14 protein-coding genes are annotated in these 12,397 nt (G+C 67.6%); 7 read left to right on the top strand and 7 right to left on the bottom strand.

Annotated elements, in window-relative coordinates; all coding sequences use genetic code 11:
• Positions 1-98 precede the first annotated feature (98 nt).
• Together IG196_RS23365 and IG196_RS23360 are read right to left on the bottom strand one after the other, a co-directional pair.
• Entirely contained in the window at positions 99-2,900 is a 2,802-nt protein-coding gene (locus IG196_RS23365; protein WP_192193215.1) for an ImpA family metalloprotease, read from the bottom strand.
• Positions 2,901-3,176: 276 nt separating this feature from the next.
• On the bottom strand, positions 3,177-3,719 hold the full coding sequence (locus tag IG196_RS23360; RefSeq protein WP_192193214.1) for a helix-turn-helix domain-containing protein: 543 nt from the start codon (positions 3,717-3,719) through the stop codon (positions 3,177-3,179).
• A gap of 96 nt (positions 3,720-3,815) precedes the next feature.
• Here IG196_RS23360 and IG196_RS23355 point away from each other — a divergent pair, with 96 nt between their 5' ends.
• From IG196_RS23355 to IG196_RS23340, 4 genes are read left to right on the top strand one after another with little or no spacing between them, the layout of a single operon-like run.
• Positions 3,816-4,832: a Bug family tripartite tricarboxylate transporter substrate binding protein gene (locus IG196_RS23355; RefSeq protein WP_192193213.1), complete on the top strand. Its 1,017-nt coding sequence runs from the start codon at positions 3,816-3,818 to the stop codon at positions 4,830-4,832.
• Positions 4,833-4,837: 5 nt separating this feature from the next.
• A complete protein-coding gene (locus IG196_RS23350) occupies positions 4,838-5,485 on the top strand; it encodes a glutathione S-transferase family protein (protein ID WP_192193212.1) in 648 nt (215 codons plus the stop codon).
• Between the two features lie 33 nt (positions 5,486-5,518).
• A complete protein-coding gene (locus IG196_RS23345; RefSeq protein ID WP_192193211.1) occupies positions 5,519-6,316 on the top strand; it encodes an aldolase in 798 nt (265 codons plus the stop codon).
• A gap of 44 nt (positions 6,317-6,360) precedes the next feature.
• Positions 6,361-7,266 carry a dihydrodipicolinate synthase family protein gene (locus IG196_RS23340; protein WP_192193210.1) on the top strand — a complete coding sequence of 302 codons (906 nt, stop codon included), beginning with the start codon at positions 6,361-6,363 and terminating at the stop codon, positions 7,264-7,266.
• A 384-nt stretch (positions 7,267-7,650) separates the two neighbouring features.
• Here the strand turns inward: IG196_RS23340 and IG196_RS23335 are convergent, their stop codons facing one another.
• From IG196_RS23335 to flgA, 5 genes are all read right to left on the bottom strand, one after another.
• Positions 7,651-8,487 carry a response regulator transcription factor gene (locus tag IG196_RS23335; RefSeq protein WP_192193209.1) on the bottom strand — a complete coding sequence of 279 codons (837 nt, stop codon included), beginning with the start codon at positions 8,485-8,487 and terminating at the stop codon, positions 7,651-7,653.
• A 121-nt stretch (positions 8,488-8,608) separates the two neighbouring features.
• Positions 8,609-9,040, bottom strand: a complete 432-nt coding sequence (locus IG196_RS23330) for a YadA-like family protein (protein WP_192193208.1) — start codon at positions 9,038-9,040, stop codon at positions 8,609-8,611.
• A gap of 8 nt (positions 9,041-9,048) precedes the next feature.
• Entirely contained in the window at positions 9,049-9,504 is a 456-nt protein-coding gene (locus IG196_RS23325) for a flagella synthesis protein FlgN (protein ID WP_225616772.1), read from the bottom strand.
• Entirely contained in the window at positions 9,501-9,797 is a 297-nt protein-coding gene (gene flgM / locus IG196_RS23320; RefSeq protein WP_192193207.1) for a flagellar biosynthesis anti-sigma factor FlgM, read from the bottom strand. Before flgM ends, IG196_RS23325 begins: the two co-directional genes overlap by 4 nt.
• 96 nt (positions 9,798-9,893) lie before the next feature.
• Positions 9,894-10,592 carry a flagellar basal body P-ring formation chaperone FlgA gene (gene flgA, locus IG196_RS23315; protein WP_192193206.1) on the bottom strand — a complete coding sequence of 233 codons (699 nt, stop codon included), beginning with the start codon at positions 10,590-10,592 and terminating at the stop codon, positions 9,894-9,896.
• A 220-nt stretch (positions 10,593-10,812) separates the two neighbouring features.
• Here flgA and flgB point away from each other — a divergent pair, with 220 nt between their 5' ends.
• Genes flgB through IG196_RS23300 form a run of 3 tightly spaced genes read left to right on the top strand, consistent with a single transcriptional unit; the run spans position 10,813 to position 12,344 of the window.
• Positions 10,813-11,220 (top strand): flagellar basal body rod protein FlgB, encoded by a 408-nt coding sequence (gene flgB / locus IG196_RS23310; RefSeq protein WP_192193205.1) that lies wholly within the window; start codon positions 10,813-10,815, stop codon positions 11,218-11,220.
• Positions 11,217-11,612 (top strand): flagellar basal body rod protein FlgC, encoded by a 396-nt coding sequence (flgC, locus tag IG196_RS23305; RefSeq protein WP_192193204.1) that lies wholly within the window; start codon positions 11,217-11,219, stop codon positions 11,610-11,612. Before flgB ends, flgC begins: the two co-directional genes overlap by 4 nt.
• A 45-nt stretch (positions 11,613-11,657) precedes the next feature.
• On the top strand, positions 11,658-12,344 hold the full coding sequence (locus IG196_RS23300; protein WP_192193203.1) for a flagellar hook assembly protein FlgD: 687 nt from the start codon (positions 11,658-11,660) through the stop codon (positions 12,342-12,344).
• Positions 12,345-12,397: the final 53 nt, after the last annotated feature.

Below are 12,397 nucleotides of genomic sequence, written 5' to 3'. Positions count from 1 at the left end.
AGTCCTGGGCGGATTCACCCCAAGACCTGCAGTTTTCGAGCGATGTCGAAGACGAGGCATGGTCACGACGGAACGCCGTGACCGATCCCCCCGCCCGTTCAGAACGGATAAACGGGCGTCTGCCCCTGCACCGACAACCACTGCCCCGTCGACAGCTGGTTGGCCTTGCTGGCGCCCAAGGCATAGAACCGCTGCGGTGCCATCGGAAGCGCCAGCGCCGCCACCGAATCCAGCGCGGGCTGCGTGAGCGGAACGCCGTACATGGCGAAGACGTTGCGCAGGTCCTGGCCGATGATCTTCGAGCTCAGCACGTACAGCAGTTCGTGGTTGGGAATCTCGTTGCTGGGGTAGCCGCTCATGCCGTAGTTGCCCGCCGTGTTGGTGCTCCACTTCTTGGCGACCAGGCGCCCGCCCTTCGACAGCAACGTGAGGAACTCGATCGTGCTCGCGGCCGTGGGCTGGGCTTCGCCGTGGCGGGCCTGGGTGTAGAGAAAAGCCAGCTGGAAGTACATGGCGAGCATGGGGCTCTGCTCCGGGCCACCCCACAGCCGCGCCTGCATGTCCGCGCGCTGCGGCTCACCGCTGAGCGCGCGCGCCCGGTTGTCCTCGATCATCTTGTACAGCGCCGCGTGGGCGGTGCGGGTGCCGCTGTCGTCCTCGCCGAGGACGGCATAGCGGCGCAGCATGTGCGCGCTGGACAGCGTGTTGTTGTCGCACTCGGTGCTGCAGCCCTTGCCGTCGATCACGATCTGCATCCAGGGCTGCACGGTGTTGTGGCCCAGCTCGTGCGGCCAGCCCCAGCCGATGTCCATGGGCCAGTTGTCGGAGTCGATCGGGTGGCCCGAGCAACCACTGCCGCACCTCGGCAGCCAGCTCACGAAATGCTGCACGCCCGGCGCGTTGTGCACGGCGTCGTCGCAGGCCCACGCGAAGCTGGTGCAGAGGGTCGACACGGTGCTCGGCATCTTCATGTCGTTGTAGCCGTTCGACATGTGGTTGGTGTCCATGAGGATGCCCTCGATGCGCCGCGTGACGAGGTCCTGCGGCGTGCGCAGCGTGCCCGCCGGCATGCCCGACTTGAAGCTCTTGAGCGCGACGGCAATCGTCTGCTGCAGCTCGCCGCCGCGGAACTTGAAGGTGGACCAACCGTAGTCCTGGCGCTGCAGCGCGGCCATGGCGGCGTCCAGCTCGGCTTGCGCGGGCGTGCCCTGGCTGAAGTCGAAGTGGGCGTACTTGATCGTGCCCTTGACGCGCAGCTTGACCTTCTGCCCGGCCGTGGCACCGCTGTAGCTCAGGAACAGCGGGCCTCCGAACGGCGTGATGAAGTCGGTGACGGCATCGCGCTGCAGCGGCACGGTCCATGACGGCGCCTGGCGCGGGCGGATGTAGTTGCTGGCGTCCGTCAGCGGGTTGCCGTAGGTGCGGACATGGCTGGTCTGCACGCCGAGGATCACGCCGGCGGGTGCTTCGGCAATCTCGAGTGCCACGGCCTTGGCCGGAATGGCGCCGCGGCCGATCGCCGTCTTGCCGCTGCCTTGCGGCAGCGTGAGCTCGATGGTTTCGTAGTCCGTGCTCGTGGCGAGCTTCTGCGCGCCGGCGGGCATGTAGTCGCCCTGGCCGCGCGGTTGCGTCGTGGTCGCGGTGCGGCCATAGGCTTGCCACGAATCGGACGCATAGGCGCGCAGGAAGTTGGCCGCATCGCTGGTGCGGTTGATCTTGCCGTAGGCGATGTCACGGCGCCATTCATCGGCCCACAGCACCAGCAGGCGCTGCAGTTCGGTGTTCTCCGTCTTGAAGAGCGGGCGGCCTGCCAGCTCGGTGCTCGACAGGTCCTTGCGCGCCGCGTCGATCCCGACGATGGGGGCGTTGTCGACGGCGAAGTCCTGCGTGTACTTGTCCCTGGCGAGCAGCTCGAGCGTGTGCACGAGGCTGCCGAGCTGGTCGGCGCGCGCCAGGGCGTCGGCAGCGGTGCGGCCCGCGCTCACTGAATAACCCGCCGCTGCCGCAAAGAAGTTGCCGGGGTCGGCGGCGAGGTTCATGCCCAGGCTGGACAGCAAGCGCGTGCCGCCCGGGGCGGTCCACCAGCTGCTGTGCATGTAGATCACGGCCTTGCCGGCCTTCACATAGCTTCGCACCAGCTCGCCCAGGGCCGGGTTGTCGGCCACGTTGGCGCCGAAGACGAGCAGGTCGGCGTCGCGCCAGCAGGTGTTGGTGGGCGAGGCGATGTCGCACGCGATCTCCTGCGTCTTCTTCTGCAGGCGGGTCGCGAAGTTCTTGATGGCGCCCGCGTTGTAGCCCGCCTGGCTGAACTTGAGCGTGGCCGGCAGTGTGCCTTCGGCTTGCCCCGTCATCACCCAGGTGAAGGCGCGCGTGAACAGTGGCAAATGCTGCTGCTCTTTGGCCGTGCCGGCCATCCAGCCCAGCACGTCGGCACCGTAGGCCAGCGCGCGGCCGTCGCCCAGTTCGGCGATGGCCGCGATGCCTGAACCGTCGTCGGCGACGATGAACGGAATCGCCTGCGTGAGGCTGGCCGGCGTCAGCTCGGCGCTGTTCTTTTCGATGCTGAGCGCAAGGTTCGGCACCTGGCCCTTCGTGTTGTAGATGTCGGCCAATACCTGCTGCGGTCGCGCACGCAGTTCGATGGCCTTGCGCGTCGCGCGCTCCAGCAGCGTGGCGCGGTCCTCGGGCTGCAGGCCGCTCGGGTCTCCGCTGTCGAGTGCCGCATCGATGCGACTCATCGGTGGCGTGGCGCCATCGTCCGGCGCACCGGTGGAGGTGCCCGGCGTGCCGGGCATGCCGATGCCGGCAAAGCCGGCGCCGCCGGAGTCTCCGCCACCGCCGCCACAGGCGGACAGGGCGAGGCAGGCGATCAGGGTCACGAGCTTGCGCGCGTGCGTCATGGTTCTTCTCCTTGTAGTTCTGACTTTTTGGACATGAGGCCGGAGGTGCGAGCGTGGTCGCACATCCCTGTCGCGATGAGACGCGACGCGCTGCTGCGGCGTGTGTGTACTGCCGGCGGCGGGCGACGGATTGTCGCCAGCGCTGACAGGTTTTCGACAGGTCTTTCAGCGACTGTCGGCTGGAAGAAACAGACGGCTGTGTGCGCGCTCGACCGTCAGGCGCATGAAGCGCATCGCGTGCAACGCGACAGGCTTCGTCGCTGTAAGCACATCGCCTTACGAGGCGGGTGAGGGGCTCGCAATCACCAACAGAACTTCCGCCGCTTTCTTGCTCGTGCAGATCAGTCGGTGCGGCACGGAGGCGTTGAAATGCACGCAGTCTCCGGCGACCAGGTCTTCGGTCTTGTCGTCGAGTTCGAGGCTGACCTCGCCGCTCAGCACATAGATGAGCTCTTCGCCTTCGTGGTCGCTCTTCAGGTGCTTCGCGCCTTTTTCCCGACCGGGCTGCAGCACGAACGCGACCACGCGTTGACCGGGTGCCGTGCCTGCGACCAGCCGCGGGGCGCCTTCGTCTTTTTGCTTCGCCTTGGCGTCAGCGGCGCGCGTGATCGTGACCGAGCTGCTCGTCGATGCCTGGCCGAACAACTCGTCCACCGGCAGCTTCAACGCCTTGGCGAGTTTCAGCGCCACACCGACCGAAGGGTTCGCCAAACCACGCTCCACCTTGGAGACATAACTGCGCGTGAGCTCCGCTGCTTGCGCAAGCTCTTCCAGCGTCATTCCCGCCTGGGTGCGCAGGAGTTTCAACTTGATCGTCATGGTTTCTTGCAGGACACATGAGTCCTATCGTACATTTGAGTCCTGAACGGCGACACCGATTTGTCGCCGCACCGTTGGGTTCTTTTGGAGTATGTCATGTCGAATTTCCTGTCTTTTCGCTGGAAAAATCCATTTCTCACTGCCGCGGCCCTGCTCGGTGCGGTGCTGTGCGCGGCCACGGTCGTGGCCCTTCCCCGGCCTGCTTTTGCGCAGGTGGCCTACCCCGCCAAACCCATCAAGCTGATCGTGCCGTTCGGTGCCGGCGGCATCACCGATGTCGTGGCGCGCCTGGTAGGACAGAAGCTGGGCGAAGAACTCAAGCAGTCGGTGATCATCGAGAACCGCGCCGGCGCGGGCGGCAACATCGCGGCGCAGGCACTCGCCCAGGCCGCGCCCGACGGCTACACGCTGCTGCTGGGCACGGTCGGCACGCAGGTCGTCAACAAGATGATCTACAGCAAGCTCGCCTATGACGCGAGCGCCTTCGCGCCCGTCTCGCTGGTGAGCAACTCGCCGTACGTGCTGGCCGTGAACGACGCGCTGCGCGTCGACGATGTGAAGGGCCTGGTGGCCTATGCCAAAGCCAACCCCGGCAAGCTCAACGCCGGCTCTGCGGGCAACGCCAGCTCGCCGCACCTGGGGCTGGAGCTTTTCAAGATCGCCACCAACACCGAGATCGTCCATGTGCCGTTCAAGAGCGGTGCCGAAGCCATCAACGCTGCGTTGGGCGGGCAGGTGCAGATCGTGATCGACGCCATTCCCGTCATCCGGAGCCAGGTCCAGGCCGGGCGCCTGAAGGCGCTCGTCATCGCCGACGACGCGCGCAGTGCCGCCATGCCGAAGGTGCCGACCAGCGCCGAAGCCGGTGTGCCCACCTTCCTGATCGGGTCGTGGAACGCATTGCTCGCGCCGCCGGGCACGCCCAAGCAGCAGACCACGCTGTTGTCCGAAGCCCTGGCGCGCGCCCTGGCCCGCCCCGAGCTGCAGGCCAAGCTGGCGGAGATCGGTGTCGAGCCGCTGCACACGGGTGAAGCGGCCTACCTGAAGCATGTGCGCAGCGAGACCGACAAGTGGACGCGCATCACCAAGGCCGCCGGCACCAAGGTGGATTGATCGCCATGCGCATCATCGACACACAGCGCTCCGGCAACTGCTGGAAGGTCCGGCTCCTGGCGAGTTTCGTGGGCATCGATCTGCAGCGACGCACGCTGTCGATCGACCGCGGCGACCTGCAGTCCGCAAGCTTTCTTGCCCACGCGCCGATGAAGCGGGTGCCCGTGCTCGAACTGGACGACGGCCGCATGCTGAGCGAATCGGGCGCCATCCTTTTCTATCTGGCGCAGGGCACGCCGTGGTGGCCCCAGGCGCTCCACGACCAGGCGCAGACGCTCGCATGGATGCACTTCGAGCAAGAGCAGCACATGCGACCGCTGGCCCAGCTGCGGCTGCACCTGGCCCTGCGCAAAGACCTCACGCCCGCCGACGCCCCGGCGCGCGCCTGGCGTCAGGAAGGCCACGACGCGCTGGCGATTCTCGAAGCGCGTCTGGCGACGGGTCGGCAGTGGGTCTCCACGGAAACGGCACCGAGCATTTCGGACATCGCCTTGTATCCGTACACCCGCATGGCGCCGATGGGCGGCGTCGATCTCGCGCGCTACCCGCAGGTGCAGCGCTGGATCGACCGCATCGAAGACCTGCCGGGCTACGCGCCGCTGTTCCCGGGACAACCGGACTTCACCCTTTCGACGCTCGAAACCTCGGGCTGACTTTTTCTCAACGCTGATACGGGAGCGATCGCTATGTCAGAAGACACTTTTTCCCTCAACAAAGAAGCCTTGATCGACAAGGCGAATGCGGAGATGGAAACGACCCTGTTGCCATCGGAGTACACGCTGCGCCAGAAGCTGGCGCTGACGTGCCGCATCCTCTTCGAGAACGGCCACGACTCCGGCCTGGCGGGCCAGATCACCACGCGCACCGAGATTCACGGCACCTACCTGACACAGCGCCTGGGCCTGGGCTTCGACGAGATTTCGGAAGACAATCTGCTGGTCGTCGATGAAGACCTGAACGTCAAGTCGGGCTCAGGCATGGCCAACCCGGCCAACCGCTTTCACTCGTGGGTCTACCGCGCGCGGCCGGACGTCAACTGCATCATCCACACGCACGCCCTGCACGCGGCGGCCCTGAGCATGCTCGAGGTGCCGCTGGAGGTTTCCCACATGGACAACTGCGTGCTGTACGACGACGTGGCCTTCGTTCCGAAGTGGCCCGGTGTGCCGGTCGGCAACGAGGAGGGCGAGCTCATCTCGACTGCACTGGGCAGCAAGCGCACCCTGATGCTCTCGCACCATGGCCTGCTGGTGGCCGCTGAAAGCGTCGAAGCCGCCTGCGTGCTGGCGATCGCGTTCGAACGCGCGGCCAAGATGCAGCTGCTGGCCGCCGCTGCAGGGGCGATCCAGCCGATCGATCCGGCCCTGGGCCGTGAAGCGCACGACTGGATCCTGCGTCCCAAGCGCAACGAGGCGGCCTTCGCGTACTACGCGCGCCGCACCTTGCGCACCGGCCGCCACGCGGACTGCATCCGTTCGCGCTGAACGGCGTGCATTCGATCCCTTCACCGAAAGCTTCCCAAGCCATCATGAGCACTTCCTTCAAAGGCATCATTTCCTACCCCGTCACGCCGTTCGACAAGGCCTCGGGTCGTGTCGACTTGGCGGCCGTGCGCGACCTCATCGATCGTCTGGTCGAACGCGGTTCGCACGGCATCGCCCCGCTGGGCAGCACCGGCGAAAGCGCCTACCTGGACGACGCCGAGTGGGACGCCGTCGCCGAAGCGTCGATCCAGCAGGTCAACAAGCGCCTGCCGGTCATCGTAGGAATCTCCGACCTGACGACGCGCAACGCGGTGCGCAAGGCGAAGTTCGCGGAAGCGGCCGGCGCCGATGCGGTGATGGTGCTTCCGGTGTCGTACTGGAAGCTCTCGGACGACGAGATCTTTCGCCACTACGCCACGATCTCGGAGGCTGTGGGCGTGCCGATCATGGTCTACAACAACCCGGCCACCAGCGGCGTCGACATGAAGCCCGAGCTGATCGTCCGCATCGTCAAGGACATCGCGAACGCCACGATGGTCAAGGAAAGTTCCGGCGACATCCAGCGCATGCACACGCTGATGCAGCTGTCCGATGGCCGCATTCCGTTCTTCAACGGCAGCAACCCGCTGGCGCTCGAAGCCTTTGCGGCCGGCGCCATCGGCTGGTGCACCGCCGCGCCTAACCTGATTCCCGAGTGGCCCCAGGCGCTCTACGACATCTGCGCCGCAGGCGACCTGGACCGAGCGCGCCGCGTGTTCTACGCCCAGCTGCCGATCCTGCGCTTCATCCTGCAGGGCGGCCTGCCCACGACCATCAAGGCCGGCCTGGGCCTGCGCGGCTTCGAAGCGGGTGTGCCGCGCGCACCGCTGCTCGGACTCGACACCCAGGGCACCCAGACACTCCAGGCCCTGCTGAAGGCCATCGACGCGAAGCCGCTGGCTGCCCAGTAGCCCCGCGCGGTCACGACGCAAGATCTCACGACGGCTTACTCGGGGTCGTCGGGGTTTTGCGGCCCGGCCAGCAGCCCGAGCGCCAACCCGCCGAGGACGATGGCCAGGGCAAGAATCAGCGATGCCTCTGCGAGTAGTCTCATGGTGTCCTGCAATGAATCTCCCCCTCACGGTGTGTCCTGCCATTGAACGCAAGTTCGCTGACCGGCGGCTGAGTGCGGAAGCAAGAAGGGTTTTATGCGGGGCTTCAGCCAGGCTTCAGGTTGGCCGCCGATACTGGCGTCGACGGTCTTCTGGCGTTGGTAGAGGTCGCTTCGGCACCCGCCCTTCGGGGTGGTTCCTCGAGGCCGGAGGTCGTCACAGTTTTCTCAACAACGCACGGCTTCATGCCCGCGCACTTTCACCGAGCCACACCGGCTCGTTCGAGGTGTCGGGGAAGTCGGCGGTGTCGACCAACGCGGCGTCATCGGCTTCCGATACGCCCCGCGCGGCCGGCCCCATGTGCCGCAGCTCGTAGCCCCGCCCATACACCGAGACCAGCACGAACTCGCCGCCCTTGTGCAGCGACAGCTTGCGGCGGATGCTGGCCACGCAGCAGTCGAGCGTGCGGCTCGTGCGTTCGATGCGCGCGTCCACCCACAGCGAAGCCAGCAGCCAGTCGCGCTCCAGCAGGCGGCCGGCGTTGCGGAACAGCAGCAGCGCCAGTTCGAACTCGCGTGGCTTCAGGCGCACCTCGGTGCCGCCGTAGGCCACCATGCGGCGCTCACCGAGAAACTGGTAATCGCCGAAGCACGCGGCCGTGGCCTGCGGTTGCAGCAAGGTGCGGTTGCGCCGCAGCGATTCGCGCACGCGCAGCTCCAGCTCGAACTCGTCGACGGGCAGCACCGCGAAGTCGATGCTCGCGCCCTGCGTCTCGCCGCCCGCGGCCGACAGCACGTCGACCAGCAGATCGCGCTGCGAGGCGCGCGCCACCAGGAAGATCGGAATGCGCAGCGCGCGGCACATCGCCGTGAGGATTGGCCACGCGCCTTCGTCCTTCAGCACGACCAGCAACAGGCCGAACTGCTGGCCCTGCGTGATGGCCAGCAAAAAATCGGTGCTGTCGCCGAAGCACACGGGGTCGCAACCCATCAGTCGCAGGCGGTTGCCCCAGCCGGCCTCTTGCGCTTCGTCGCAACCGACCATCGCGATGCGGCGCGCGCCTTGCTGCGCGGCCATCATGCGCGGGCTCCTCGTTGTGCGACCTTCTCGTGGCGGGGCATTGGCGTGGAAAGAGGCGTCTTCATGTCGGTGGCATCCATGCGAAGGTGGTGAAGGGCGTCCCGGGGCGATGGCATGCGGGTCAGGGGCGGGCGGCGGCGGTGCTGCGCGGCAGCTTCCAGCCGATGCCCGCGTTGAAGCCCCACGCCCGGCCTGTGCTGGACACCGCCATGCCCCAGGCCGTGTCGCCGTCGCCCGACGTGCGCTTGAAGCCCAGCGACGCGGCCGTGTAGCCCCGGTAGTTGCCGAAGGCCAGGCCGACGGCTTGTTCGCCGGGCCGGTACGACGGCACATAGGCGGCCGACATGGCGATGGCCATGGCCGCGCCCGAGTACGCGATGCGCGCCGTTTCGCCGACGGCCGTGCGCACCGGGTGCAGCTGGCCGAGGTTGATGGCGTCGTCCGACCGCACGGCGGGTGCGAGCTCGAAGGCATGGGCGCCGGCGCACGCGAGCCACAACAGCACCAGAGAGATCGCGGTGCGTGCGGGGGCGAAGCGTGCGGATGCGTTCACGAGACTGCTCAGCCGGCGGCCAGCCGGGTGCCCGCGCCGGCCTGCGTCTTGCGCACGCCATCGGGGCCGTAGAAGGGTTGGGCGCGCGCCTGCAGGAAGTGCAGCGCCTGCTGCGTGAAGTCGAGGTGCGCGTACACCAGCGTGCCGTTGTGCAGGTTGCGGTTGCGCGCGTCTTCGGCGAGCGCGAGCAGCTCGCGCCAGGCCTGGCGCGTGGGTTCACCGCCCGCAGCAGCGGCGGCATCCGCACCGGCGCGACCGGGCCCGAAGCCCAGCGCCGCCTGCAGCGATTCGCGTTGCTGGTCGAGCTCGGCCATGCGGTCCAGCAGCGTGGTCTTACGGCCGGCGATGGCGTTCAGCGCGTCGAAGGCGCTGTCCGACATGGCCTGCGCCTCCTCGTCCAGCGCCACGAGAAATTCCTCGATGCAGCCCGCTTCCGCACGCAGCTGTGCCAGCAAGGTCGTCATGCCTCGCCCTTCGGTGCGAGCAGCTCGCGCACGCTGGCCAGCAGGCCGTCGGCGATGCGCTCGGGGCGGATCTCGTAGCGGCCGGCGCGAATGTCCTCGCGGATGGCGGCCACGCGGGCCGCGTCGAAATCGCTGCCCCTCACGGCGGCGGGCATTGCATGGACGAGCGCAGAAACGGGGGCCGCTTCCTTCGGGCGCTGCACGGCCTCGGCGGGCGTCGACGGAGCCGGCGCACCCGGTGCAGGGGTGCGGTGCAGGGGCGTGGCCGAAGGGGCGGTGGGATCGATTTTCAAGGTGATTCCTCAGGGGCTGACCCGTATATCGGCAGCCGGTGCAAGAACTTTAGGAAGGGCGTGCATGAAGTGAAGCCTGCGCAAACGCGGCGGCCGCTACTGCACCAGCCGGACCTGTCCTTCCTCGTCGGCCACGCCGCGGATCACCCGGCCGTCCAGGGTCTTGGCCTGCACCACCGCGCCCACCGCGGCGCCGCTCAGGGCCTTGCCCTCGGTGCTGACCACAAAGCCCGGCCCCTGCGCCACCACCTTCACGGCCTGGCCCTGCTGGATCACGGCGACGCCGCGCAGCAGCTCCTTGCGGATCGGGGCGCCGGGTGCGACGCGGTTGGCGCTCACCATCCCGGCCAGCTCGGCCGCGCTGGTGACCACCGAGCGCGGCAGCCGCGTGAGGTCGCCGGTGCGCTCGACCACATCGCCGGCGCCCAGCGGGCGGCCCGCATCGATGGCGCGTGCGGCCACCAGGTAGCGGCCTGTCACCGCGACGCGCGCCTGCACGAAGCGCGTCCACGGCCGCTCGGCGTGGCAACGCACGCCCACCGAGATGCGACCCCAGGGCGTGACGCCCGGCGGCAGGAACACCTCGGGCGCGTCGCAGGGCGGCAGCGCCGACGTGCCACGCCCTTCGAGACTGACCGTCACCTGGCCCGGCAGGCCGGCGCTCTGCACCTGGAGGTAGGTTTCGACGGCCGTCGCTGCCGCGTCGCCCGCGATCGCACCGGTCGACATCGCGCACGACAGCCCCATCGCACAGGCGGTGCGCAGCAGGTGTCGGCGAAGCGGCGAGAGGGTCATCGAAGGCGGAAGAAGTGAGCGAAAAATGAAAGGCGCCGGTGCAAGGAAGCCACGACCGGCGCCCCTGGATTTTTATGAATTTGCCCCTCAAGCGAAGGTGCGAGCAGCAGGCGAAACCCCCCTTTGTTCGGGCGATTGCCAACGCGCGTCATGCATAGACTTGCTTTCCATCGGTCGCTGCGCCCCGTGCACTGGCGACGCCTCAACAGATGGAACAAAGATGATCGACAAGCTGGATGCGGCGTTTCGCTTCCACCGCGAAGCGCTCCATCTCCGGGCAGAACGCCAGGAGGTGCTCGCGGCCAACATCGCCCATGCCGACACGCCGAACTACAAGGCGCGCGACTTCGACTTCGGCGCGCGCCTGAGCGAAGCCGTCGAGCGCGGCCGTGGCGCCTCGTCGGTGTCGATGGCCACCACCTCGTCGCGCCACCTCGCGGGCCAGGCGCAGGCCACGGCCGGCCACGACCTGCAGTACCGCGTGCCGCACCAGTCCAGCCTCGACGGCAACACGGTCGAGATGGACGTCGAGCGCGTGGCCTTCGCCGACAACGCGCTGCGCTACGAGTCGAACCTCACCCTCATCAACGCCAAGATCAAATCGCTCCTGTCGGCGGTACAGCCATGAACATCTTCGACGTGGCGGGCTCCGCCATGACCGCGCAATCGCAGCGCATGAACGTGACCGCGAGCAACCTCGCCAATGCCGAGAGCGTGGCCGGCCCCGACGGCCAGCCCTACCGCGCCAAGCAGGTGGTGTTCGAGGTGGCGGCTTCGGGCCGGCGCGACATCGGCGGCGTCAGGGTGTCCGGCGTCATCGAAGACCCGTCGCCGGCCAAGCTGGTGTTCGACCCCAAGAGCCCGCACGCCAACGCCGAAGGCTACGTGGCGATGCCCAACGTCAACGTGGTCGAAGAGATGACCAACATGATCTCGGCCTCGCGCAGCTACCAGGCCAACGTCGAGGTGCTCAACACGGCCAAGACGCTGATGGTCAAGACGCTGACCATCGGCCAGTAACCCACGCACGCACGCACACCTCCCCGCAGGAAGAACCCCGACCCCATGGCCCTTTCCGACACCTCGTCCATCAGCGGGCTGAACGCGCCCACGGCGGCGAACAGCAACAACAACGTGTCCAGCGCCGACAGCGAGCAGCGCTTTCTCAAGCTGCTCGTCACGCAGCTGAACAACCAGGACCCGCTCAACCCGATGCAGAACGCCGAGCTCACCTCGCAGCTCGCGCAGATGAGCACCGTGAGCGGCATCGAGAAGCTCAACGCCACGCTCTCCGGCCTGGTCAACCAGACCGGCGCCAACCAGCTGCTGCAGGCCACCTCGCTCATTGGCTACAACGTGCTGTCGCCCGGCGACGTGCTCACCACCAAGAAGCCCGAAGACGGCAAGGACCCCGCCACGCAGGCCTTCGCCGTGCAGCTGCCGGGCACCGCCGCCGATGTCGAGATCAAGATCGTCGACAGCACCGGCAAGGTGATCCGCACGCTCGACGCGGGCGCCATGAAGGAAGGCGTCAACGCCGTCACCTGGGACGGCAAGGACGACCTGGGCGTCGCGGTGCCGCCGGGCGCCTACCGCTTCACGGTCGATGCCAGCAACAACGGCACGACGGTGAAGGCCACCGCGCTCACCTTCTCGCAGGTGGCCGCCGTGAAGCAGGGCGTCGACGGCGTCACGCTCGAACTGGCCTCGGGCGCCAGCATCGGCCTGGGCGACGTGCGCCTGTTCCTCTGAGCTTTCGTCTTCGGCGTGGCCCGCGCGGGCCGCGCCTTTCGCGCCCTTTGCAC

The organism is Variovorax sp. 38R (assembly GCF_014843395.1).
GTDB lineage: Bacteria > Pseudomonadota > Gammaproteobacteria > Burkholderiales > Burkholderiaceae_C > Variovorax > Variovorax paradoxus_H.
Note: the sequence above shows the minus strand (reverse complement) of the source record. Positions and strands in the feature narration are given on the sequence as shown.